The 25,363-nt window shown below is 41.4% G+C and carries 27 protein-coding genes; all 27 read left to right on the top strand.

Going from position 1 to position 25,363, the window contains the following annotated elements; genetic code table 11:
• The first annotated feature begins 579 nt into the window (after nt 1-579).
• The 27 genes from Q7S11_00270 (at nt 580) to recO (ending at nt 25,189) form a co-directional block, all read left to right on the top strand.
• Nucleotides 580-993 carry a hypothetical protein gene (locus Q7S11_00270; protein MDO8572190.1) on the top strand — a complete coding sequence of 138 codons (414 nt, stop codon included), beginning with the start codon at nt 580-582 and terminating at the stop codon, nt 991-993.
• A 151-nt stretch (nt 994-1,144) separates the two neighbouring features.
• Complete coding sequence (locus tag Q7S11_00265; protein ID MDO8572189.1) at nt 1,145-1,990, top strand: hypothetical protein; 846 nt, start codon at nt 1,145-1,147, stop codon at nt 1,988-1,990.
• Nucleotides 1,991-2,096: 106 nt separating this feature from the next.
• Nucleotides 2,097-3,188, top strand: a complete 1,092-nt coding sequence (locus Q7S11_00260; GenBank protein ID MDO8572188.1) for a DUF2914 domain-containing protein — start codon at nt 2,097-2,099, stop codon at nt 3,186-3,188.
• 23 nt (nt 3,189-3,211) lie between these two features.
• Nucleotides 3,212-3,832 (top strand): DUF2238 domain-containing protein, encoded by a 621-nt coding sequence (locus Q7S11_00255; protein MDO8572187.1) that lies wholly within the window; start codon nt 3,212-3,214, stop codon nt 3,830-3,832.
• 13 nt (nt 3,833-3,845) lie between these two features.
• Entirely contained in the window at nt 3,846-5,819 is a 1,974-nt protein-coding gene (locus Q7S11_00250; GenBank protein ID MDO8572186.1) for a peptidoglycan-binding protein, read from the top strand.
• Nucleotides 5,820-5,861: 42 nt separating this feature from the next.
• Nucleotides 5,862-6,284 carry an EamA family transporter gene (locus Q7S11_00245; GenBank protein MDO8572185.1) on the top strand — a complete coding sequence of 141 codons (423 nt, stop codon included), beginning with the start codon at nt 5,862-5,864 and terminating at the stop codon, nt 6,282-6,284.
• 18 nt (nt 6,285-6,302) lie between these two features.
• Nucleotides 6,303-7,118: a hypothetical protein gene (locus Q7S11_00240; GenBank protein ID MDO8572184.1), complete on the top strand. Its 816-nt coding sequence runs from the start codon at nt 6,303-6,305 to the stop codon at nt 7,116-7,118.
• Between the two features lie 143 nt (nt 7,119-7,261).
• Entirely contained in the window at nt 7,262-7,768 is a 507-nt protein-coding gene (locus Q7S11_00235) for a hypothetical protein (GenBank protein ID MDO8572183.1), read from the top strand.
• Between the two features lie 19 nt (nt 7,769-7,787).
• Nucleotides 7,788-9,113 (top strand): hypothetical protein, encoded by a 1,326-nt coding sequence (locus Q7S11_00230; protein MDO8572182.1) that lies wholly within the window; start codon nt 7,788-7,790, stop codon nt 9,111-9,113.
• A gap of 191 nt (nt 9,114-9,304) precedes the next feature.
• Complete coding sequence (locus Q7S11_00225) at nt 9,305-9,682, top strand: hypothetical protein (protein MDO8572181.1); 378 nt, start codon at nt 9,305-9,307, stop codon at nt 9,680-9,682.
• Between the two features lie 37 nt (nt 9,683-9,719).
• Entirely contained in the window at nt 9,720-9,989 is a 270-nt protein-coding gene (locus Q7S11_00220; GenBank protein ID MDO8572180.1) for a hypothetical protein, read from the top strand.
• 24 nt (nt 9,990-10,013) lie between these two features.
• The gene (locus tag Q7S11_00215) at nt 10,014-11,753 is read left to right on the top strand and encodes an ATP-binding protein (GenBank protein ID MDO8572179.1); all 1,740 of its coding nucleotides are present in this window, start codon (nt 10,014-10,016) and stop codon (nt 11,751-11,753) included.
• A 205-nt stretch (nt 11,754-11,958) separates the two neighbouring features.
• Nucleotides 11,959-12,342, top strand: a complete 384-nt coding sequence (locus Q7S11_00210) for a response regulator (protein ID MDO8572178.1) — start codon at nt 11,959-11,961, stop codon at nt 12,340-12,342.
• Nucleotides 12,343-12,491: 149 nt separating this feature from the next.
• The gene (locus tag Q7S11_00205; GenBank protein MDO8572177.1) at nt 12,492-13,016 is read left to right on the top strand and encodes a hypothetical protein; all 525 of its coding nucleotides are present in this window, start codon (nt 12,492-12,494) and stop codon (nt 13,014-13,016) included.
• A 32-nt stretch (nt 13,017-13,048) separates the two neighbouring features.
• Nucleotides 13,049-13,852: an SIMPL domain-containing protein gene (locus tag Q7S11_00200; protein MDO8572176.1), complete on the top strand. Its 804-nt coding sequence runs from the start codon at nt 13,049-13,051 to the stop codon at nt 13,850-13,852.
• Between the two features lie 210 nt (nt 13,853-14,062).
• Nucleotides 14,063-14,254: a preprotein translocase subunit SecE gene (gene secE, locus Q7S11_00195; GenBank protein ID MDO8572175.1), complete on the top strand. Its 192-nt coding sequence runs from the start codon at nt 14,063-14,065 to the stop codon at nt 14,252-14,254.
• Between the two features lie 9 nt (nt 14,255-14,263).
• The gene (nusG, locus tag Q7S11_00190) at nt 14,264-14,809 is read left to right on the top strand and encodes a transcription termination/antitermination protein NusG (GenBank protein ID MDO8572174.1); all 546 of its coding nucleotides are present in this window, start codon (nt 14,264-14,266) and stop codon (nt 14,807-14,809) included.
• A 208-nt stretch (nt 14,810-15,017) separates the two neighbouring features.
• Nucleotides 15,018-15,440, top strand: a complete 423-nt coding sequence (gene rplK / locus Q7S11_00185; GenBank protein ID MDO8572173.1) for a 50S ribosomal protein L11 — start codon at nt 15,018-15,020, stop codon at nt 15,438-15,440.
• 253 nt (nt 15,441-15,693) lie between these two features.
• On the top strand, nt 15,694-16,812 hold the full coding sequence (locus Q7S11_00180) for a 2'-deoxycytidine 5'-triphosphate deaminase (protein ID MDO8572172.1): 1,119 nt from the start codon (nt 15,694-15,696) through the stop codon (nt 16,810-16,812).
• A 107-nt stretch (nt 16,813-16,919) separates the two neighbouring features.
• The gene (gene tmk / locus Q7S11_00175) at nt 16,920-17,588 is read left to right on the top strand and encodes a dTMP kinase (GenBank protein MDO8572171.1); all 669 of its coding nucleotides are present in this window, start codon (nt 16,920-16,922) and stop codon (nt 17,586-17,588) included.
• 71 nt (nt 17,589-17,659) lie between these two features.
• Entirely contained in the window at nt 17,660-18,085 is a 426-nt protein-coding gene (dut, locus tag Q7S11_00170; protein MDO8572170.1) for a dUTP diphosphatase, read from the top strand.
• Between the two features lie 130 nt (nt 18,086-18,215).
• On the top strand, nt 18,216-19,853 hold the full coding sequence (locus Q7S11_00165; GenBank protein MDO8572169.1) for an arginine--tRNA ligase: 1,638 nt from the start codon (nt 18,216-18,218) through the stop codon (nt 19,851-19,853).
• A gap of 52 nt (nt 19,854-19,905) precedes the next feature.
• On the top strand, nt 19,906-20,133 hold the full coding sequence (locus tag Q7S11_00160; protein MDO8572168.1) for a hypothetical protein: 228 nt from the start codon (nt 19,906-19,908) through the stop codon (nt 20,131-20,133).
• A gap of 84 nt (nt 20,134-20,217) precedes the next feature.
• The gene (locus Q7S11_00155; protein ID MDO8572167.1) at nt 20,218-23,847 is read left to right on the top strand and encodes a class I tRNA ligase family protein; all 3,630 of its coding nucleotides are present in this window, start codon (nt 20,218-20,220) and stop codon (nt 23,845-23,847) included.
• Between the two features lie 3 nt (nt 23,848-23,850).
• Complete coding sequence (locus Q7S11_00150; protein ID MDO8572166.1) at nt 23,851-24,033, top strand: hypothetical protein; 183 nt, start codon at nt 23,851-23,853, stop codon at nt 24,031-24,033.
• A gap of 14 nt (nt 24,034-24,047) precedes the next feature.
• A complete protein-coding gene (locus tag Q7S11_00145) occupies nt 24,048-24,563 on the top strand; it encodes a 2'-5' RNA ligase family protein (GenBank protein MDO8572165.1) in 516 nt (171 codons plus the stop codon).
• 35 nt (nt 24,564-24,598) lie between these two features.
• A complete protein-coding gene (gene recO / locus Q7S11_00140) occupies nt 24,599-25,189 on the top strand; it encodes a DNA repair protein RecO (GenBank protein MDO8572164.1) in 591 nt (196 codons plus the stop codon).
• Nucleotides 25,190-25,363 lie beyond the last annotated feature (174 nt).

The raw sequence follows: 25,363 nt of genomic DNA, 5'->3' as shown, positions 1-25,363 counted from the left end.
ACAACGTTTTACTTTTTGGCTAGGAGGAGGTCGTAGTTGTAAAACTTGGCAACTTTCTTGATGTTATTCATTTTTTCGCGTAAAGTAACCATATACTCTTTATCCTCGAGCACTGTTATAAGACCGGACAGTGCCTGACCCTAGAAATAAAAATATCCCGATGAGAAATACTCAGCGGGGTATTTTTATTTTATGAGTATTGTACATCGGTAATCGAACAGGAAGGGGGTCGGGGAAACATCTGTTTCCCCGTGGAGGAAGGATTGGGAAAACCGCGGGCGACCTATTTCACTTCACCGTATTCGGTGTTAGTGAAATAGAAGTACTCTTGTGGTGTTTCCCAGGAGTGAGATAGCGAAGCGTCCCGATAAGCACCCCAATAAAAAATGTATTACCAATTCCACCAAGAGGATCTTTGTAATCAGATCAGGAAAAAGATTAACGAGATTAAGGAACAAGTATTAAAAAACAGGAATCATAATTAATTCGTGCCGCCTGAATTCAAGGTTACGGGTTATTGACAAAAGAACGTGATAGGGTAACGTATAGTATAGATTGTCAACATTGGAGGATTAATGAATGAACCTGATAAACGTCGCCCTTATTCTGGTTAGTGTTTATATTTTTACCACAGCAATCGCCAGTATATTTTGGTTTCCCTTGCCATTTTTCACAAAAATGCAAGGCGCGGAAGTTATCGAAGGAAGGGTTAGTTCAATCAAACAACTTTCTTTAGGTGTTATGGAAATCGGACTTACACAAGGACTGATACCTCCAGGAGTAAAAGTTCTTGGAATGAGTAGCATAGAAGGGTCGGTCACTTTTTTTGTACATTGCCGTGGGGAAGTTCCATTTGTGGTTAATCAGCTCGTTTCCGTAAAAACAAAAAATCGATTCTACCTCTTTCATAACCGATCTCTCAATTGGGTGCAAGACTGGCATCAAGTAAAACGGATTGTTCCGGGTGGGAAGATACAAATTTTATCTCTATAGAAAGTTCAACAGAGGGTCCTCTCAACAGAGGACCCCTTTCTATTGCGAGTGAATAAGGGGCAGGTATACTTTGTGACGGCATTCAGTGTTAAAGATCAATAATTTTTATCTAGGCTGTAAAATCAGTTCAAACTTTGATATGCTTTGTGGTATGGAATCTTTGGATGTGTCTATTGAGGGTAAGGATAATCCCGATAATATTGAATTGATGGCAAATTATGAGGGTAATGACGCGGTGCTTTTTATTGAACGATTACGGAATCCTAACATAAAAAAACAATTAATTAATCTTTTTCAGAATGCGTATGAGGCTCGAGATGCTACCGGGAGACTTGTTTCAGAGGTTGTGGTTGATGAAATCACAACGAAACCCGTAAAAGATACTAACGGGAAAATGATGATAAAAAAGAGTATTTTTATCCCTATCACGCGAGAAGAAATTGAAAAGAATATTGATGCGAAGTTAGATGAGGTTGAAAAAATAACCAAAATAACTTTTTCTGGTCAAGAACCAGGGCAAAACACTGTTGATTTAAATTGGAGATTGCCCAATAGCGAGAAACCAACAGTTAAACAGTTGTCGATAATCGAGGCCCATGAAAAAGGTCACGTCGTCAGAGATTTCCCGCATTTCGGTCGAATAGATCCAATAGCAGAATATTTTGCTAAAGGGTTTGATTCATCTGCGATTTTGTATCGAGAAGAGGATTATAAACAGGAATTACCCATGTTGGGTGATGTGACATATGAAAAGGCAAAAGAAGACCTCTTTATGTACTTATTTTCTTCCGAAGAACTAGCTGAAAGGATGTCTCAGCTTAAAAATTATTTCGGCATGAAAGGGGAGGAACTGTTTACAAAAGAGCATCTGCATTATGCGAAAGAGCATTATGTCCAAGATACTGGAATGAATAACAGGATGAATTTTTTCTTTCAAGCAATAACGCCCGGAAAGGAAGATGACTTTATTTATATTATAAATACTTCGGGGATATAAAAGGTGAGTTCTCAGAATCTTTGATTTTATTTGTAAACAACACCCAGCGTTAATTTTCTCTTGGCTAAATTACCTGATAACGTGGACAATCAATACTGTTGACGACATGACATCATTTTTTGAAAAAACAAAAATTTTCTATCAACAATACGAGCGGTATCTTTCCGCTCTCGCGCTTTTAACCGGATTTATCGTTGATAACATCACCTTAAGGAACGCAGACCTTCTTTTAGGGAATCTTGTGCTTTTTTCTTATTTAATAATCGCTGGTGGAGGAATTGCATTTGCGCAACTGTATAAAAGTGGGCGGGTATCTTCACGGTGGTTTCAAAATATTGCACCCCTGTTTCCACTTCTTATACAATTTTCTTTTGGCGCCCTGTTTAGCGGCTACTTCGTTTTTTATTCCCTAAGCGGATCGCTTACCGGGAGTCTTTTGTTCCTCATCCTCATTCTCGCGCTTCTCATAGGGAATGAATTTTTCCGAACACAGTATCAAAAACTTGTTTTCCAGATAAGTGTTTTTTACGCGGCATTGTTTTCGTTTGTCATCTTTTTCATCCCCATACTTACTAGCACCATGGGCGTGCAAGTATTTCTTCTAAGCGGAGGGATAAGTCTTTTGTTGATTGCAATCTTGATATATGGGCTTTTTCGCATTACTTCTATTCGCGCAACAGAATCGAAGACCGCGCTTTTTAAAAGTATTGGCGGTATTTTTATCTTTATCAACATACTATATTTTGCGAATATAATCCCCCCCATTCCGCTTTCACTTAAAGATATAGGCGTATATCACAACATTAAGAAGGGGGAAGGAGGCGGGTATCTTGTTTACAGAGAAAAGTCCCAACTGAAAATTTTAGAAGCGTGGAATACCACAATCCATCGTGTCCCCAACGAACGGATATATGTGTACAGTTCCGTATTTGCGCCGACAGATTTAAACACGCAAATTTTTCACCGCTGGCAATACTTTGACGAAATAAAGAAGAAGTGGATAATACAAAACGATATTCCTTTTCCCATTACTGGCGGGAGAGATGAGGGGTATCGCGGGTATTCGTTTAAGGACGGTGTATTTCGCGGGGAATGGCGTGTTGATGTTGTGACCGCGCGTGGCCAGATTGTGGGGAGGGTTAATTTTACTATTTTTGCAGCTGAATATCCTCCCGTTCTTTTTGTGGAAAAAAAATAACAAGAAGGTGGTACAATATACATATGGAGCGCACAAGCCACACATTTCCTTTTGTTTTGCTAGTAACATATCTAATTCTTTTTATTACATTAGCATTTAATGTTTTAGATAGACCCACGTGGTGGGTTGAAAATGCGACCGTGTGGATCATTGTCGGCGTGCTCGGTATTTTGTACTGGCGGGGAATCCGATTTTCCAACACCGCATACGCGCTTATGAGCGTGCTCATTTTTCTCCATACCATTGGCGGGCATTACACATTCGCAAAAGTTCCTTTTGATTGGGTTACTGACACGTTTGGATTTGAACGCAACCACTTTGACCGTATCGCGCATTTTTCGGTGGGGTTTTATGCATATGCTGTCGCGGAATGGCTCTGGGTTAAGGGACTTGTAAATACCCGCTTCATACTTTTCACCTATCCAGTATTTGTGATCGCGACCGTTGCCGCGGGGTACGAACTCATTGAATGGATATTTGCAATCAGCACGAATCCTGAAGCAGGGCTTGCGTATCTCGGAAGCCAAGGTGATGTTTGGGATGCGCAAAAAGATATGCTTGCGGATACGCTCGGGGCGTTAGTCGCAACAGTATTATTTTTCTTACTTCATAAAAAAAACAGAACAGATTCTACAATTAACTAGCGGTAATTTTTATATGAAAAAGATCACACTATCAACCATATTCATATTATTACTTAACATATTGACTTTGTTTCTTTTTCCACAATTAATTTTTGCACAACAAAAAAATGTTGTTGCTCCGACATCGATAGCAGATATTGAGGCACTCCTCAAGATTGTCCAAACACTCACTGCCCAAGTGGAAGCACTCAAAGAAAAAATCGAAGTAGTTCGACAATCTCAATTCACTGGCAGCGAAGTTTTGGGAACCGTTGACATTAACGTGGCGATACTTATGCGTCAGCTTGGAATCGGTATGAGCGGGAACGATGTCAGAGTTATTCAGGAGATTCTTGCAAAAGATCCGACACTTTATCCCGAGGGTCTTATTACCGGATATTTTGGTTCCGCTACTTTTCGGGCGGTTCAGAGATTTCAGAGAAAGAATGATCTCGATCCCGTAGGAACCGTCGGTCCCAAAACCCTTGCAAAATTAAATGGAATTATAGTAATGAAACAGAATGTTGCTCTTATCACACAACCAGTTGCATCCGAGGGAACATATCCCCCAGCTTCTAGTTCTACTCAAATCACCACTTCTGTCGACCCTATTCCCATGAATCCTACTGTTGTGGTTGGTGTCGCATCAACCACAAATACTTTAAATGAAACGACACAATCTTCGGTTGAGCTACCCAGTGATACTACGACGCTAAGCACACCAACTTCAGAGCAACAAACACTACTTCCCGACGTTACTTCTCCCGTGATTACAGTAACTACAGCTCTTTCGAGTGCAACGTCAAGCCAAATAATTTCAATTCAGGGTAGTGCGCACGATCCTCAAATTGCGGGGCAGTCGAGCTCTGGCGTTACCTCGATAACATGGCTACACGGATCCTCAAGCGGAGTTGCTGTTGGAATGAGCAATTGGACTATTGAAAATATAACGCTTGTAATTGGATCGAACACCATTATTCTTGCGGTGCATGATGGGGCGGGAAACACGACGTCACAATCCATTGGAATTATCTATACCCCGCCCACCGTAAGCGCAGTTCCCGATAGTCCTATTGCTCAATATGTGAGGCAGTGCGCATTGACAAAAACGCCTATTCAGAAAAATGTCTTTGGTCTAAGTATTGTTCCTTCATATTCACAGCAATATTTTGATCTCTTGAGTGATTTGGGTGTGAAATGGGTACGCGCTGAATTTTATTGGAGTGAAATCGAACGATCTGATGGTACATACGATTGGACCGCATACGATATCTTTGTAAAAGAAATGAATCGCCGAGGTATTTCGATTCTTGGAGTTATAAATTATATACCCAAATATATCACTACATGGGATATTGCCCGCACCCAATTTGCAAAGTTTTCCGGTGCAGTTGCGGAGCGCTATAAACAGGGGGGAACATTTGCGCAGGCTGAAGGTTGGCAGAGTTATGGTATACAGTATTGGGAAATTTTCAATGAGCCCAATCTTCCCGGCTACGGATGGCTTTCACAAGGACAGGACCCTCGTCAATTTTTGATTGAATATGTTGGGTTGCTTGCCATAGGAAATTCAAATATTCGTGCCATTGATAGTTCTGCGGTTGTAGTTTTGGGGGGACTTTCACCCGAGGGGATGCCGTATAAAGATTTTTTGACGAGCCTTTATGGGTATGGAGCGCAGAAATGTTTTGATGTACTTGCTTTTCATCCTTACGGAAGAGGGGGACGGTTTGCTTCTGTCGCGAGTGAACTTCAAGGGATTGCTTCGACGAATAATGATGTCGGAAAGGAGATTTGGTTTAATGAATATGGAACATCTGATGATAGTATTCGAGACTCGCTTATACAAAAAATGTTTGAAGAAAGAAACACCATCGGAGGATTATTCTGGTTTTCACTTCGAAACCTCAAGTCAATTGGATGGAATTTTGGTCTCGTACAATATAATTTCACAAAAAAACCATCTTATACCCTGTTTAAAGACCTTTTATTAACATCAGGTCCGTAGAAAGCAATTATTTGTTTTTTTTATTACTCAATCTTTATAATCATGACTACCTGGATTATTTACGCACTTCTCTCCGCATTCTTTGCTGCACTCGTCGCGATTTTCGGAAAAATCGGGCTTAAGGGAATTGATGCGACGTTTGCCACAACATTGCGGTCTATTATTATGGCGGCGTTTTTAGTAATAACCTCTCTTGCTTTGGGAAAACTTGATTTCCACACACAACTTGGAGGAAAAGCATTCACATTCATTGCGTTGTCGGGGATTGCCGGCGCACTCTCATGGCTGTTTTATTTCTCCGCGCTGAAAAATGGTCCGGCTTCGGGCGTTGCGGCACTCGATCGTTTGAGTGTCGTGTTTGTGCTCGCTCTCGCACTTCTTTTTCTCGGCGAGCAGTTCACGTGGAAATCATCCATTGGAGCTTTCTTGATCGCCGCGGGGGCGATTCTTATGGTGATACAGTAATGAGGAATTAATAAAAATATGCATAATCACAAAAAAGCATTTGGACTCATTGGACTTCTCATCACACTTGCAATTATTGCGCTTGCGAGCGGGGCGATGTTTTCTTCATTCTCAAAACCAAACAATGGGGGTGAAACTCCGATGGAGCAAGGTCTTTCAGCGATCAATGAAGCAGAAAAAGCAAAGCAGTTACTTGAACAAAGAGGTGATACGTATTCAAACACAGGGGTTCAATCAAACACTCTGCCGTGGGGAGAGGGGAAACACGCAATCGATAATATTGCACTACCAGGTGGGGAAGACGTACTTTTTATTACTGACGCCCTGCCACAGGGAGGCATGGCGATAAAAGACCAAAATTGCACGATTCCTGAAATTCAAACAGTCAATGCTTTCTTGCGTTATCGCGATATTGAAATCCCACTAGGAAAGATTGGTATCCCCAAAACAATTGAAAATACATGGCCGCCGATGACCGTAAATCCAGTAGATACAGGGCTTATAAATGAAAACATTTCATTCACATGGGCGCCGTTGTACCGCTTCGGGGTCAACATCATAGGTGTTGTTGACTACGCGTCAATCAAGGAAGTGGTGCAACCCGCAGTAAGTCGCGATACCATTGGAGCAAAAGATGGTAATTTTGATATAGACAAAGCGTGCTTCCTTAATTACAAGATTAAGTTTTTCAAACTTAGTCCTGATTTCAAAACAATAGAACCAAATGCGCATTATTCTGAAGGGGTGTTTGAAAATATTTTTCAATTGCGCGTGCCTATTGAACCAGGAAGGACATATCAAAATAATTGTACACCGCTTTTTGGTTGCGGATAAAATAAATCAATGAAACTTAACATCCAGTTTTGTAAACAAGATACGAAAATCACGAAGGGCTATGGATACGAGTGGTGAATCATGGTAATCTCAAGAGAAGAATTTAGTCTCGGGAAGTATTATATTCCATAAAAATTAATCTAATGATCAAGAAACTATACATCACCCAAGTACTTGTCCTCCTCGGAGGCGTGCTGTTTTCGTGGTACACGGTGTACGCTGATTTTACTCGCTTCTATAACACCGAAGGAACGCTGTTTAAAATCAAAGACTGCGTGTATCCAAACCCCGTAATCACACCCTGTTTCTATGGAGCGATTGTTTTTCTAGTTGCGTTTGTCTGGGCAATATATGTTCTACGCGATAAACTTTTTTCTTCGCGAGCGGTCAAACAGCAAAGACTCTGGCTCATTCTGCTCGCGGGTACGGCGTTTGGGTGGGTTAATTTCGGGTTCTCACTTTTTAAGTATTATACGAGTGCCGTCGACGTGAAGGTGACATGCTCAGGCATACCGACAGACAACCCGTTTCTTACTCCCTGCTTTTATGGTTCCATGATCTATCTCATTGCATTTCTCATTGCGTGGTTCATAATAAAAAAAGATAAGGATAACAGCACTATCAAACCAGCATCATCTCCACAGCAATAAAGAGTAGTTTATTAAGAACATGGAGACTGTTAAATTTAATTACAAAGAAACATGCGGTGTCCCTTTAAATGACCTTTTGGTGGTGATTGGGTCACTCAAGGGTTATCGAGAGAAACTTCGCATAATTGCGGATACTGGGGGTTATGATGCGCTCGAGTCGTCAATCAATCTTCCTGTTGACGAGGTAATGCATAGCAAAATAGATGAAATCGCTAGAACATTTAAAACACCTTCGCTTAAGTACGTTGTTCATATCGGAATCGGGGGTTCCAGTCTGGGCACGCAGGCAATATATGATGCACTCATGGGAAGCTATGACGCTCTTAATCCTCGTCGATATCCCAAAATAATTTTTGCCGACACCAATGATTCAGGGACAATTAATGTGATCCAAGAATGTATTCGTGGTGTGCAAGGAAAGGAAGAGGTTTTGATACACATGGTGAGCAAATCAGGCATGACCACCGAAACAATAGCAAATTTCGAAATCATCCATGTATTTCTCAAGGAACGTTTTGGGGATGTTAAAGATCGTATTGTGGTAACCACTGACGAGGGTTCAACCTTGTGGGCAGTGGGGGAGAAAGAGGGGTTTACTTGTATCTCAATCCCCAAAATTGTTGGCGGAAGATATTCTGTTGTAAGTGCTGCAGGAATTTTCTCGCTTTCGCTTGTGGGGATTGATACACATGCGTTCCGTGAGGGCGCTTCATTGATGCGCGAGATTTGTCTCGAAGATAACATAGCGGAGAACGTGGCGATAATTTCCGCTTCGGTGCTTTATCATCATTACCAATCAGGAATTTCTATACACAATAATTTTTTATTTGGTCCGGAGCTTGAATCATTGGGTAAATGGTATCGCCAGCTTGCGGGGGAGAGTCTTGGAAAAGAGAAGATTTCTGGAAGTGGTGACATTATACACATTGGTATTATGCCGATTGTTTCCATAGGATCAAACGACCTTCATTCTGTCGCACAACTATATCTTGGCGGACCGAAAGACATATTCACGACATTTGTAAACAGAGAGCATGGGAGCAATAACGCAAAAGTTTCACCAACACCAATTTTTTCTGACCTTTCGCACAGAATTGCAGGAAAAAATTTTACAGAAATAACCAATGCGATTTATGGGGGCGTTCTTGTGGCATATAAAAATCGTGCACTACCGTTTACGGAAGTCATATTTTCCGAAGTATCCGCAAAAACCCTTGGCGCGTTTGTTCAATGGAAGATGCTCGAAACCATGTATCTTGCCCACTTGCTCGGTGTAAATGCGTTTGACCAGCCGAATGTCGAGGAATACAAGGCGGAAACAAGAAAGATACTCGGAGCTAAATAAATGCGTTCTTTATATTATCATGTTCTTTACTGAAGAAATTGACGAGAAGCTACTGTAGTGTGGATAAAAACATTTCTTCTTTGTCTTCTTTGTTGATACAATACCAGCATCAATATCTTTGATTTCTGATTTGGCGCTCTGTGCGCTCCTATGTAGTAACATAGATTAATAATATAGAGTAGAATACAATCATGAAGAAAATTTTATTAATCATCACACTTTTTTTTACCCCCGTATTACTTTTTGCAATGCAAAATGGTTACATAGATTCATTAGTGAATGACCTGGCTCCCAGACTTTCTTTGTGGAGTGGCATCATTATTGCTATTACGGCGAGTGTTATGGTGTTTGTGAATGCACGATCTATGAAAGGGGGAGTTTTTGGAACCGTACTCGGTTACTTCGCTGTCGGGATGATTTTTATTTTAGGAAGTTCCGTGGTTATATCGCTTGATGTTTTTGGAACTGGAGAATTTGTAAGAACTGCGAATAATATCTTGTTTATTCTTGGGTATATTACCATGGCTCTCGCTGCCGACAAATTATCGCGAGTTGCTCAGCAAAAATAATTGAGATAGGGTATTTATTTCACCTAGAAACAACACTATGAACGAAAAAGAACTCTATAAATCACTCATGACCGAGATTATACAAAAGCAATCGGTTATTTTAGGTCCCCAAATCTCTATTCTTAAAGCACGCAACGTACTCTCGATTGTGGTTAGTGATGACGGTCGTGTGACTGACATTAAGGAAGATTCACGAAAAGCTCTGCAGGATTTGGTTGATGAGTACGTAAAACTTTCAGGTCAAATTGTTAAAAACGCTCTCGGGTCAATTTTTTCGAGATATCCTCAAGTGGAAAGGATTACATAAGAAACTTTTTGTACGAACGACTCAATGCAAAACGCTCTAGTCATAATTGTCGGAGGGTTTGTAATCCTAGTGGGGGCTTATTCTTATTGGAAAAGCAAGAAACTTACTCGGGAAATCATTGCAAGTGAGATCGAACTTAAGCGTCGCATGTATGAGATCTCTGTTCTCAAGGAGGTTGGCGATCGCATAGGCTATTCACTCAACGTTCAAAAGATTGTTGATGTAATTACTGGCTCACTCAATCAACTCATTGATTATAGTATCGTTTCCTACATGCTTCTTGAGCCTGGCAAGATTGTGTTTAAGGCTGATCTCCAAGCTCCTGTTTCCCGCGCATTTATTGATGACATTAAAATGCGGATGCGAGATTCTCTTTCTGCGCTCATCGATAAAAAGCTTGACACCATACCCATTGATGAATCTATGACAGGTGCAATTACGGGAGAAACAAGCGAACCCGTACGGTCATTTTTCAACATACCACTGGTCATTGGTGGCAATGTCGTAGGGGTTCTCACCGTTGCTCACACAAAGCCTGGATTGTACCAAGAAGAGGAAATGACAATTCTTTATAAGATTGTTGGCCAAGCGTCACGTGCTGTTACCAAACTTGAAGAAGTTGTTAAAACAGAGGAAGGGAAATTAAACGCCATGGTGGAGAGTATGAGCGATGGCATCGTAATGACCGATAAGGACTATCGTGTCGCGGTGGTGAACCCTGCGGCAAAGACCATGATAGGGCTTCCTGACAAAAACGACATAACAATCTTCGACTTCATAGATCATCTAGAGGGAAAATTTGACATCAGGGGGAAACTTGAAGAAAGTATTGCACTTGGAAAAATATATTCAGCCGACGAAGTGGAGATTGGTGGTGGTTTTTATCAAGTTATTGTTGCTCCCGTGAAAACAAACCAAGGGGGCATTCAAGGTGAAACGGTTGCAGGGGTTGTGATCTTTCATAATGTGACCAAAGAACGTCAGGTAGAAAAAATGCGCGACCAATTTACTTCCATGATTGTCCATGAGTTGAGATCACCTTTGGGAAATATGAAAAAAATAGGAGAAATTATGAAAGGGGAATCTGTTCGACAGGACAAGATTTTATACGACGAATATGTACAGATGTTTTACCAGAGCTCCGCGGATATGCTTAATATTGTGAACGACCTCTTGGATATAGCAAAACTAGAAGCAGGAAAATTTGAAATAAGTAAGAAGAAAGCAAGCATTAAGACAATTACCGAAGACAGTATGAAGCTTTTTGACTCTACATCGCAGAGTGCTAAAATAGAGTTGGGAGGAGTTTTTGGGAAAGACATACCGGGCGAGGTTTTACTTGACCCGTTACGTATTTCTCAAGTATTGGGAAATTTTATTTCAAACGCCATAAAATTTTCTCGCCCGGGAGGTAAAGTGTTTGTACAATTATTTGTGCACCGAAAGGGGCAGCAAGTTGAACATGAGGCGAAGGAATCAGGAATCGTATGGTTTAAAAGCGAGGAAACTAAATTGCCCGATGATTATGAAGACGCGCTTGTTGTCGCCATAACAGACACCGGGGAGGGGATCTCGAAGCAAAACCTAAATAAACTTTTTAACAAATTCGAGCAATTTGGCACCGGCAACAGGGCAGATAAGCCAAAGGGTACAGGATTGGGACTCGTTATTGTAAAAGGTATCATTGAAGCGCATGGCGGAATAGTTGGTGTTGCTTCGGAAGAGGAAATCGGAAGTACGTTTTATTTTACTATAAAACTCTGAGTAATATGCATCTCATCCATCCATATTTTTCACAATAGATGAGAAAATGATGTTATTGTAGAGATTCGAGGTATAATACATCAAGCGGGACATTTCGCTCCCCCAACGCATGTGCCATTCGTGCACGTGCTCTACAGGGCAGATTAATCGTAAAAAAGTGCATGGGTGCTCATGGTTTAGCTACCCAGTGCATTTGCAAGAAATTATGGCAAAAAAAATACTTATCATAGACGATGACAAAATTTTCTCAAAGATCCTCAAGGATGGATTGACGAAGGGGGGTGTTAAGCATGAGGTTACCGTAGCGCACGATGGTGAAGAAGGGCTCGAAAAAGTGAAACAGGAACGACCCGACCTTATTATTCTTGACATGATGATGCCCAAAGTGGGAGGAATCGAGTTTTTAAAAAAAATGAAGTTGTTTAATATAACTCCTCAAATTCCCGTGATCGTTGGTTCACAACTTATGGATGTCGAAAAGATTAGCGAAAGCGTTGAGCTTGGTGTTAAGGGATACATTGTTAAATCAGATTTCAGTCTTGATAATATCATCAAGCAAGTAGAAAATATTTTGAATAAAGAAGGGTAACGGTAAAGAATTATTACCATGACGTACTTGTAAGAAAGTAAGTCCAAGAACGGCTTTTACTATGGGTAAAGCAAGTACTTCTCTCGTTGTTTATCCTAGAAAATTTTATGCGGTGTGGACGAATTATTGCGCCATGTTAAGATGATGCAATGTTAAATGACAGACCAACAGTATCTAAACGAGAAGAGCAAATTCGTCGAAAAGATTTTAAAAAAACGATGAATGTTATCGTCCCTTCGCTCGCCACTTTTGCTATCTTGGGAGGAATTATATGGGTATATGTTCAATCAGGAACGACCGAGAGCGCGTCAGGGAATGAAGTTATTTCACGTTCTGGAATACACCGGCACCCGCATTTGAATATAATCATAAAGGGGGAAGCAGTACCCATTCCCGCGGGGATAGGCCTCTCGGGAGCAGTGCACAACCCGATCCACACTCACGACCCTGACGGCGTCATTCACTTGGAATTCGAGGGGCGTGTGACCGAACAAGACACGACGCTTAAAAAATTCTTTGACGCATGGGGAAAAGATTTTTCAAAAGATTCTTTGTTGGGGTACGGGGCGGGCACGGAAGGGAACGTAACCATGTCGGTGAATGGCAAGGAAAATCTGGAATTTGAAAACTATCACATGAAGGATGGAGATATTGTTGAACTTAAGTTTGAATAACCTAAATTATTTATTAGTGTAATTATAAAAACATGAACGGAGAACTTTTAGATCAGAAAAAAAAGCTTGTGATGACCCTCGTTGCGGTTGGCGTAGTTCTGGCATTGTTTTTGGCCATGAAAACACTTGGGGAAATCAAGGGCTACGGTCTTATTGGAAAGGATATTTCGCCCCAAACTACCATATCTGTTTCTGGAAAAGGGGAAATAATGGTTATTCCCGATATTGCGACAGTTTCTTTCTCGGTCATCACCGAAGGAACCGTTGTTTCTGATGTCCAAGAAAATGCTACAAAAAAGATGAATGCGGCAATCGCGGCTGTTCGCGGTTTTGGTGTTGAAGAGAAAGATATTAAAACAACGGGATACAATATTTCTCCTCGTTATGAATATTCGAAAATCGGCGTTCCGTGTACAGAGTGGGGATGTCCACCGGGGAAGCAGATTCTCACGGGATACCAAGTCTCTCAGAATGTTTCCATCAAGATACGCAAAATTGCCGATGCAGGGAAAATACTTTCCAAACTCGGCGAAACAGGAGTGTCTGATATAAGCGGGCTCACATTCTCAATCGATAAGGAAGATGTCGCAAAAAATGATGCGCGAGGAAAGGCGATAGATGACGCGCAAGCACAAGCAAAGGTTCTTGCAAAACAACTTGGCGTGAGCCTCGTGCGCATCGTGAGCTTTTCCGAATCAGGAAATTACCCGATCTATTACGGAAAAGCAATGGGGTTAGATATGGCGGGCGCACAGGCTAGTGCCCCTGTTCCGGAGATTCCGGCTGGTGAAAATACCATCACATCAAATGTGACAATTACCTACGAGATACGGTAGGCTAGGAAGCGCAGCTTCGCGAACTTCAAAAGCTTCCCCGGATTAAAGCTTCATCGAAACTAGAAATTACCTAAGCTTGTTTATGCTACCCCAGGGCGTTGCATTTCATTGTTGAACTCGGGATACACATGGTTGACTTTTTTACCGAAGGGCGTACTATATAAAAACCGACCCGCAAGGGCGGTTTTTAGTAAGAACAGAAAATATACCATGGCTCTCATTGAATATCTCAAAGAAACAAAAGCAGAACTCAAGCACGTCAGTTGGCCGACGCGAAAGCAGGCGATCTCCTTTACGGTTGTTGTCATCGCTATTTCTGTTTTTACTGCATTATTTCTCGGATTGTTTGATACTATCTTCTCGACACTTTTCAAGTGGCTTCGACTGTTTATTGCTAAATAATTAAGTACCATGTCAAAACAAGAAGGAACTACGGAACGAAATTGGTATGCTATCCACACTTATGTTGGATATGAAAACGCGGTAATGAGGAATCTTAAACAGCGCATTGAGTCACTTGGCATGGAAGACAAAATTTTTAATGTTATTGTTCCCATAGAGAAAAAAATAAAGATCAAGGGTGGAAAGCGCGTCGAGGTGGAGGAGAAAATATATCCGGGATACGTTCTTGTGGATATGATCGTGACCGATGATTCATGGTATGTGGTGCGGAACACACCCCGTGTTACCGGTTTTGTCGGAGCAGGCGTTAACCCGGTCCCGCTTTCCAAAGATGAAGTTGATGCGCTCTTCAAACGTATGAATACGGATACGGTGAAGCACAAAATCGACCTAGATGTAGGAGATCCAGTGGTCATTGTTGACGGTCCGTTTAAGGATTTGGAGGGCAAGATCAGCGAAGTTGATGAGGAGCGAGGAAGGATCAAGGTCTTGGTTTCAATGTTCGGCCGCGAGACACCTGTGGAGCTTGATTTCCTGCAAGTAAAAAAGTCGTAGAAAATAACGAGCCTGCCTGCGCCACGAGCATCGTGGCAGGCAGGCAAAGCAAGTATATTTTCTTGACCCAGCACTCAGTATTCAGTTACAATGAGTTGCAAAAAAGACTAATATAAGTAATATACTGATACACTAATTTATAAATAATACTGAGTGCTGGGTGATGATTTTCAAAACTCGCTACGCTCATTAAGAAAATCTATCAATTATGGCAAAAAAAATAACTAAAAAAATAAAACTGCAGGTTCCGGGAGGCAAAGCAACCCCTGCGCCCCCACTTGGACCTGCATTGGGACAAGCGGGAGTTAATATCGGTGAATTTGTCACGCGTTTTAATGCCGCAACGAAAGATTCGATCGGCGACATTATTCCCGTGCAAATTTCCGTCTACGAAGATCGAACATTTGATTTCGTGACAAAAACTCCACCCGCATCAAATCTTATTCTCAAGGCGGCGGGAGTGGAAAAAGGTTCCGGCACGAATTTGGTAACCAAGGCGGGATCCATCACCAAAGCTCAAGTGAAAGAAATCGCGGAACGAAAAATGAAAGATCTCAATGCGAACGACATTGCCGCGGCATCAAAAATTATTGAAGGAAGTGCGCGAAGTATGGGGATAGAGGTGAAGTAGTGCAACCTCAATCGATTTTTTGAGATATTTTGAAGAATTAAATTCGAACAAAATATCCAAAAGGTGTACTGTTCCTGTAAGGAATTGAAGTCAAGTAGTGAACCATAGAGCCTGTAATGTAGAGTATTTTGTAAAGCCCCCCTCCGCCCTAGAGGCGGAGGGGGGCTTTACTTATGATTCTAATTAAGATAGAAACTAGTAAGCAGTTGATCTTTTATAGCACCAATAACCACTGAAAATGAGGATATACGACATGATACTTCCTACTCAACACCTGAGGGCAATCATAAACGGAAAAGTCCCCATGATTACTTCTTCACAAGAAATACGAGACGAGCAGATTCAAATGGCTACCGTGGACACCTCTCTTGGTAATGTGGTTTATCGAATGAAAGCATCAGCACTACCTTCTTCCGGGGAAACGGTCATGAGTCTTATTGATCGTTTCTGTGCTTATGATTTTGAGATCAAGCCTAAGGGTGCTTTTCTTGAAAAAGGGGTGTGTTATTTGATACCACTCAATGAGTCGTTTGCACTTGGCAGTAACTATCAAGTGAACTTCTCTCCCAAAAGTTCAATAGGGAGGACGGATACTTTTGTTCGTGCTCTTATTGATCGGCATACTCAATATGACCGGGCAGACCACGGATACAAAGGACCTCTTTACCTGGAAGTAGTTCCACTTTCATTTGATATTAACATTACTCATCTGTTGGAGATGATACAGTTTCGCGTACGAACTGGAGAGTGTCTTGTAAAAAGCGCGGAATTTTATCTGATGCACTCACAGCAAGGGATACTTTATGACAAAGACGGGCGGCCTCTTAATCACGACGAAATTGATATGTTTAGCGATAGTGTGTATTTTCATATTGATCTCGATAGAGACATCGTGGGTTTCGAGTCCCGCTCAAATGCGGTAACGTCCCTTGATCTTTCCAAAAAAGATTTCTACGAAGTGGAAGATTTCTGGGTTCCCATAAAACGGCCTAAAAATAAGGAACTTGTTACTTCACCAGATAAATTTTATCTTTTCGCAACAAGGGAACGCATCAAGATGCCCGAGACCTGTTGTGCAGAATTAATGGTGTATGACGTTTCTGCGGGAGAATACAGAAGTCATTATGCCGGATTTTTTGATAACGGTTTCGGGTTTGAAGATGGGGGAACACATGCTGTGCTTGAGGTGCGCCCTCGAGATGTACCACGTCGGTTTTTTCATAACCAACGTGTTTGTAGGATGTTTTTTGAGAAAACAGCGGAAATCCCCGACAAACTCTATGGAAAAAGCGTAGGATCAAATTACTATAGCCCTAATCCGTCGCTATCAAAACATTTCAAAGACAAGGAAACGGTCTGGTGTTCAAAATAGACAATTTATAGGTACTGTTAAAGCCCCCCATCAAGGATGATGCGGGGCTTTTCTTTTGGCGGTGTGTGTGATAGAACTGCGGAAGACAATATTAACCGGAGGACACCATGAACAAGAAAGGTAAATTTATTGTTTTTGAAGGAGGAGAAGGTTCTGGCAAAACATCTGCACAGGAGTATTTAAAAAAAGAGCTTTCGGGACATAAAATAGTTTTTACTCGTGAGCCAGGTGGGACGCCGACCGCCGAGCAAATTCGTGACTTAGTTATCTCACGCAAGGTTCAATCGGGGGATCCTCTTGATGAGAGGGCTGAAATGGGACTGTTTTGCTCTGCTCGTATTCAACACATCGAGCGGCTTATTCAGCCGACTCTCGCACAAGGAATACATGTGATCTGTGATCGGTTTAGTGCCAGTACATATGCATACCAAGTTTTTGCGTCAGGAAGAAAAGATCTTGAGGGAATTTTTTATTTTTTGGATAAAATTTTCCGTGGGGCAAAAGTACAGCAAGGAAAACTTGTGGATGGACTTGAACCCGATCTTTATATCCTTATGGACATAGATCCCGTAATCGGTCTTGGGCGAAGCATGAGACGCGGAGACACGAATAAATTTGAAGACAAGCTTTCTGATTTTCACGAGCGAGTCCGTGACGGTTTATTTGCCTATTTGTCTTCAAAACCTCATTGTGTGATAGATGCGAGCAGAGATCACAAAAAAGTCCTAGAGGAGGTTTATCGGGTGGTATGCACAACCCTATTTTCTGAAGAATAACAATTTTTTAAATCCCGCGTTGATTACGCGGGATTTATTTTTGTAAAATATGGTAAAATCGTATTATAAATATGCTCGCTATTAAAATCAAAAAACTAAAAGCGGACGCGACAGTACCAAGCTATGCTCATGCAGGAGACGCGGGGATGGATATGTATGCGTCGGAAGACGTTCACATCAGAAAGGGAGAGTGGGGAAAAGTCCCGACCGGTATTGCGCTTGAAATTCCCGATGGGTATGTCGGACTTGTGTGGGATAAAAGCGGACTTTCTATAAACCATGGATTGAAAACGCTGGGCGGAGTGATCGATGCAGGGTATCGCGGAGAAATAATAATAGGGATTGTGAATCTTTCAAGTGAGGATTATACGATAGAAAAAGGACACAAAATAGCGCAGCTTCTTATTCAAAAAATAGAATCGCCTGTTATTCAAAAAGTGGAAGAGCTCGGAGATTCGCATAGGGGCGAAAAAGGATTTGGCAGTACGGGGAAGTAATTGCTTCTCGATTATTATATATTTCAAGTCATGACTTGAAATATATAATAAATTGGGGGAGTGAATTAAGTAACCTTGATTTACGAATTCGTCTTTTTGTTTGTAAGCCATGACATGCTAGAATCACTCTATGATCAAGGAAATTCTCCAAGGAGAAGTACGACAGGCGCTTCGGAATTGTTCTCTTACCGTTGATGTAAGTAGTATTGAAGTTACTAAATCAGAGCATTTTGGCGATTATGCCACGAATGTGGCTCTGATTGTTTCAAAACAATTAGGCAAAAAACCGATGGAGCTCGCCGGAGAACTCAAGGAAGAACTTCTTAAATCTCTGACAGGTAAGCGTTACATTAAAGAAGTACATGTTGCGAAACCGGGGTTCATAAATTTTTTTCTTACTGAAGAAATGATTTTAAGTGAAGCGGAAGCCCTTGGTGAGCACCTTAAAAAAGGTTTTGATTTTCTTAAGCACAAAAAAATAAACATTGAATTTATCTCCGCAAACCCGACAGGAGATTTGCATATCGGACATGGTCGCGGAGCGTTTTACGGCGACATTCTTTCCCGCATTCTTTCATACGCCGGCGCGGAAGTTACCCGCGAATTTTATATCAACGACTCAAGAGAGAGCAATCAGATCAAGGAACTTGGAAAGACTGCGCTCGGGAAAGGGGAACAATATAAAACCCCGCGGCTTGGAGAAATCATTAAAAATATGAACGTAGCCGGTATGAACGAAATTGATGCGGGATTTTTGCTCGCCGAACATGTTGGGGCGTACAATCGAAATTTTATACGAGAGAAACTTGGCGTCATGTTTGATACATGGTATTCGGAAGAAGAGCATATCAGGCAGGGGAAGCGAGCGGAAAAAATTCTTAAGATGCTCAAAGACAGTAATTTTACTTACGAAAAAGAAGGGGCGATATGGCTCAAAACTTCCGAATATGGAGATGATGAAGACAGGGTGATTGTTCGTTCCGACCTGCCTGCGCCGGGCGAAGCGCCTGCCCACGCAAACTTTGCAGGTGGGCGGCAGGCAGGTGGGACACCAACATATTTTCTTTCTGATATTGCGTATCATGCCGAAAAAATGGGAAGAGGGTATGACATGGTGGTGGATGTGTGGGGCGCCGATCATCATGGTCACGTGAAGCGCATACAGGCAGTGAAAAAAATGCTCGGATGGAACGGAGAACTTATTGTTTTTATCACCCAACTCGTTTCACTTAAAGAAGGAGAAGAGACCAAGAAAATGTCTAAGCGCACGGGCAATGTCATTTGGCTTGAAGATTTGGTTGATGAGCTTGGTATTGATGTAGTGCGCTGGTTTTTTACGGAGAAAGCGATCAGCACTCATATGGAATTTGATATGAAACTTGCACGAGAGCAATCCGCAAAAAATCCTGTCTATTATGTGCAATACGCGCACGCCCGCATCAACTCAATTATCGAGAACACAAAAAATCTTACGGCTGACACAAGTTCTCTTGCAGATGTAATACATCACGAACGGGGGAGAGCACTCGCGCTCAAGATTGCAGAATTTCCCGAGGTTGTCGAAGCTATTGCGAAAGATTTTCAGATTCAAAAACTTACCACATATGCGTATGAACTTGGAAGTGAATTCAGTCAGTTTTATCGCGATGTGCGCGTGATACAAGGCGACTCATATAATAAAGGCGCAATTGATCTCGCATTTCTTGCAAAAAAAACTCTCGTGCAATCTCTTAAACTCCTCGGCATTTCCGCGCCGGAGAGGATGTAAAAGAGAAATGTGGTATATTAAAGTAGGATTAAATTTACAAACGAGGTGATATATGCCAACCGAAACGCTCACTGCATCCGGTGACCTTGTGCGCCACGTTAAAAACTATCAAAGGCTTTATGGTGAGGCCGTACAACAAGCGATTAAAGATGGATTTGTCCTGTCTCATCGCGTACGGGAACTCATGTCTCAGGCGAACCATGAAGCACTTGCTGCTTTAGGGCCACAAGATGTTGTTATTACATTAGGACCATCTGGTATTCTCCGCAAGCGCGCATAGTTTGCTTTATAAAGCCACCGAAATAATAGTGGCTTTATTTTTTGCAAGAAAGGATGAAAACCGATACTATGTATGAATATTTCTATGGAACAAGAAAATAAAAAACTTACTACCGCAGAACGAGAGGAAAAAATCCTTGCATTTTGGGACGAAAATAAGATCTTTGAAAAAACGCTCAAAAAAACAAAAGGCAAGAAAACTTTTGTGTTTTATGATGGTCCTCCGTTTGCGACAGGAACGCCTCACTATGGCCACCTTCTCACTAGCTTTATGAAGGATGTGATTCCGCGCTATCGCACCATGAAAGGGAATTTTGTCCGCCGTGTGTGGGGGTGGGATTGTCACGGACTGCCACTTGAAAATGTGGTTGAAAAAGAGCTCGGGCTTGAGCACAAAAAAGATATCGAAAAGTTCGGAATAGAAAAATTCAACGAAACAGCAAAAGTGAGCGTCCTTCGCTATGATGCGGATTGGAAAAAAATGATCCCGCGCATTGGAAGATGGGTGGATATGGAGCATAGCTATAAAACTATGAATGCTTCGTATAGCGAATCCATTTGGTGGGCATTCAAAACGCTCTACGACAAAAAACTTATCTATAAAGGATTCAAGTCGATGCATATGTGTCCGCGATGCGAGACGACGCTTTCGAACAATGAAGTTGCGGATGGATATAAGGATATCGCCGATATTTCTGTCACGGTAAAATTTGAACTTGTTGACCCCATTAGAACTAGCGGCTCTAAAGAGCCTACTTCTAACGGGGCAAGTGAGCCAAAAACATACGTCCTTGCATGGACGACGACGCCATGGACATTGCCAGGGAACGTTGCGCTTGCGGTGGGGGAGGAGATTGTTTATAGCAAAATTAAAAAATCAAAAATCAAAAGTCAAAATGACGGTGTAAAATTAAAAGATAACGAATACTATATTCTTGCGAAAGACCGTATTGCGGACGTGTTTCATAGCGAAGAATATGAAATCATCGAAGAATTTGAAAGCAAGAAGCTTATCGGGAAATCATACAAGCCACTTTTTGATTACTATTCAAACGATATTAAACTCAAAAACCGCGAAAATGGCTGGAAAATCTATCCTGCATCATTTGTCACAACAGAAAGCGGAACTGGAGTCGTGCATATCGCGCCTGCGTTCGGCGAAGATGACCTTAAGCTCGGAGAAAAATATCATCTTCCATTCGTTCAGCATGTGCGGATGGACGGAACATTCGCGGGTGAAGTTAAAGATTTTGCAGGAATGTCGGTGAAACCAAAATCGGATGACGAAAAAACCCGTCTTTCCGCAGATATTGCCGTTATTAAATATCTTCAGGAGCACAATACTTTTTTTGATAAGCAGAAAATCACGCACTCGTATCCGCACTGTTGGCGATGTGAAACTCCGCTCTTGAATTACGCCGCATCATCGTGGTTTGTAAAAGTAACAGCAATCAAGAAAAAACTTCTTGCCGAAAATAATAAAGTAACATGGGTTCCAGAGACGATGAAACATGGGCGGTTTGGTAAGTGGCTTCATGGAGCACGAGACTGGGCGATTTCCCGTTCACGATTCTGGGGCGCGCCGCTTCCGGTATGGGAATGTCAAATAAACGCAGACCAACGCGGACTTGACGCGGAACAACGCGGAAAAAGAGGATGTGGCAAACAAATCGTGGTCGGTTCTATACAAGAGCTTCAGGACAATATGGAAGTATCAGGGAATCAGTATATTGTGATGCGCCATGCACAAGCGGAGAATAATGTATCTGCGGTTGTCAGCAATGACCCGAGAAATGGTTCAAAGCTCACCGAAGAAGGTAAACGGCAAGCAATAAAAACTGGGAAAAGTCTTAGAAATAAAAAGATTGATACTATATATTCATCTGATTTTTATCGAACAAAAGAAACGGCAGAAATTGTAGCTCGAGAGATTGGGATACCTTCCGAAAACATTATATTTGACGCGAGACTTCGAGAAGTAAACACTGGCACGTTTGAGAAAAAAACAAACGCGGAGTATAACGGATATTTCTCTTCTCCTCTAGAGAGATTCTATAAAACTCCTCCAGAGGGTGAGAATCTCATGGATGTTAAGCGAAGGGTAATGGAATTTATCTTTGAAATTGATCGTAAGAATTCTCACAAAAATATTCTTACTGTTGGGCATGACCATGCTTCATGGGCTCTTGTTGCAGGAAGTCAGGGTTTTACACCAGAACAAGCGGCTGAATTAAAACAGGAAGGGAAAAATTTTCTTAAAAATGCCCAAGCAATATCTGTTCCATTCTGTCCATTTCCCCACAACGCCGACTACGAACTCGACTTTCATCGCCCTTACATCGACGCAATAAAATTTCCCTGTTCGTGCGGGGGAGAAATGCGCCGCATTCCCGATGTATTTGATTGCTGGTTTGAGTCAGGGTCAATGCCGTACGCACAATTTCATTATCCGTTTGAGAACAAAAAAGAGTTTAAGAAAAATTTTCCGGCAGATTTTATTGGGGAAGGGTTGGATCAAACACGAGGATGGTTTTACAACATGCTCGTCCTTTCTGTGGGGCTTTTCGGCAAAACCCCATTCAAAAATGTTATCGTGAATGGCCTTATTCTCGCCGAAGACGGACAAAAAATGAGCAAGCGGCTTAAAAATTATCCCGACCCGCAGGATATGGTGAATAAGTATGGCGCCGACGCACTCCGATATTACATGCTATCTTCTCCCATTATGCGTGGTGAGGATCTTAAATTTTCCGAAAAAGGAGTTGATGAAATTCAAAAGAAAGTTATCGGTCGGCTTCTCAATGTTCTTTCGTTTTATGAACTGTATGCCGATTCTTCAGTAAAAGCGACAGGAACGAGTAAAAATATTCTTGACCGATGGATTCTTTCACGCCTTAATGAAACAAAATCATCCATTGAGCACTCACTTGATGATTACAAGCTTGATAATGCTACGCGTCCTATCGGAGAATTTGTTGACGATCTTTCTACGTGGTATTTACGTCGTTCACGAGATCGGTTCAAGTCCGATGTTTCAAGCGATAGAAAAACTGCGCTTGGGACCACGAGATTTGTTTTGCTTGAGTTCTCAAAAATTATTGCTCCGACCTTGCCCTTTATTGCGGAGGAGCTGTATCAGAAAGTAAAAGAAAAAAAGAGCGCACAAAGCGTGCATCTTGAAAACTGGCCCAAGGGACGTGTGTTGACCACTCTTGATAAACGTCTTGTGGTTGATATGGTAGAAACAAAGGCGATTGCATCGCTTGGTCTCGAAGCGCGCGCGAAAGCGGGAATCAAGGTGCGACAACCCATCGCTACGCTCAAAATCAAAAATCAAAAATCAAAAATCAAAAATAATAAAGAATTGCTACAGTTGATTAAAGATGAATTGAATGTAAAAGCAATCCTTTTTGATGCTCGTAGCGCAAGTGAAGTTGAGATTGATACAACAATTACCCCAGAGCTTAAGAAAGAAGGGCAATTCCGTGAATTTGTAAGAAATATTCAAGACCTGCGGAAAAAAGAAGGATTGAGCACAAAAGACCGCGCGGTTTTGGAAGTGCAAACAGACAACAACGGGGGAGACCTTATCAAGTCGTTTGCGCATGACATACAGCGAATCTGTCTTCTTAAGGATATTGCGTTTACGGCAATGACTGCGGGAGAAGGAATTACCATCGATGATCTCACGTTCATGGTGCGCTTGAGAAAATAATTTATGGAAAAAATACCAACAAATTCCACCATAGAAAAAGCAAAAGAAATCTTAAGGGTTGAAAAGATTCTCTTAAGTAATTATCCGGAATATGCAGGAAAATTACTCATTGAAACCAAGAAGGGGCACACTGTTTTTTCAAAAAAAGATTCTGACGACGTTTCTCAAGTTTTAGTATTATCATAATTAATTTATATTATATGGATAAACAAAAAACTGGTTACATCGCCGTTTATTTTGCGGATAAAGAAAAAAATTTAGTTAGAGATTGGTCGAAAATTATACAAGATAGAGATTTTTATTTTATTTCAAAAAAAGAAAAAATTGATGGTGGTAATGTGACAGACGATTTACACCTAACCTTATTTTATGGATTTAACGAAGAACTTGTTTATAAAAAAGATGATATTCAGGATTTTATAGATAGCATGAATTTAGAAAATATAGAAATAGATAAGGTTGGCGTCTTTTCTCCCATGGACCAGGAATACAAAGTTTTGTATCTTTCTGTAAAAGACAAAGAAAATAATATTAAAAAATATCACGAAGAATTAAAAAAATTCCCTCATTTTGCGGAATTTCAAAAATTTGAATATGTGCCACATATCACGGTTGCGTTTGTAAAAAAAGACTTTGATACAAGTAAAATCGCTTATAATGGTCCCCAGTTTTTACGCGTCAAAAAAGCTATATATCACGTAAAAAATAAGGATTAGAGTCATAGTTTTTATAGAGTGAGATTTATATTTTTATGTCGCACACCATATACCACACAGAAGGAATTGTTTTGGGTTCAATCCCCATCGGCGAATCAAACCGCTTTCTTTTTATTCTCACCAAAGACTTGGGCCTTCTTGGTGTTGTGGCGCAAGGAATTCGTGAATTGAAATCAAAATTGCGCTACAGCCTCAACACACTTTCCCACACCTACATTGATCTGGTGCGGGGAAAAGAAGTTTGGCGGGTGACAAACACACAGAGCCTCCATTCGTTTACTTCGCTCGTGAACAGTCAAGAAAAGATTGCCCTCTATGCCCGACTCGCATCGCTCCTTCGGCGCCTTATGCCCGGGGAAAGTCCTCATGAAAAGTTGTATGAGGAATTTCTTTCCGGACTCGTATTTCTTGAACAGGAATCATTAAATTCTGAACAACTGCGTTCACTGGAGGCCCTGATCGTGCTTCGAGTTCTCAATGAACTGGGATATTGGGGAGAAACAAAAAAATTCGACGAATTTCTGAATGATGTAACATGGAATAGAGAAGGACTTGAGAGGTTTTCGAGGATTCGCATGGAAGCAAATAAATATATAAATAACGCCCTTAAAGAAAGCCATCTGTGAATTTTTGACCCCACACAAATGAAGTCACTGTTTTGTATGTTTTACGACAACAAATAACAGAACAGCTTTAAAAATTTTCGAAACTTAGAGCCGGTTCAACATCTAATGCCTCGTTAAAACTCTCGAATTTCGAGCGAAAAATCATGAAGTCCGCGAGATACGTTGAGGAGGAAT

It is taken from the genome of bacterium (assembly GCA_030648955.1).
Classification (GTDB): Bacteria; Patescibacteriota; Minisyncoccia; order Phycocordibacterales; family JAUSHB01; genus JAUSHB01.
This window is presented reverse-complemented; position numbering and strand designations above follow the sequence as displayed.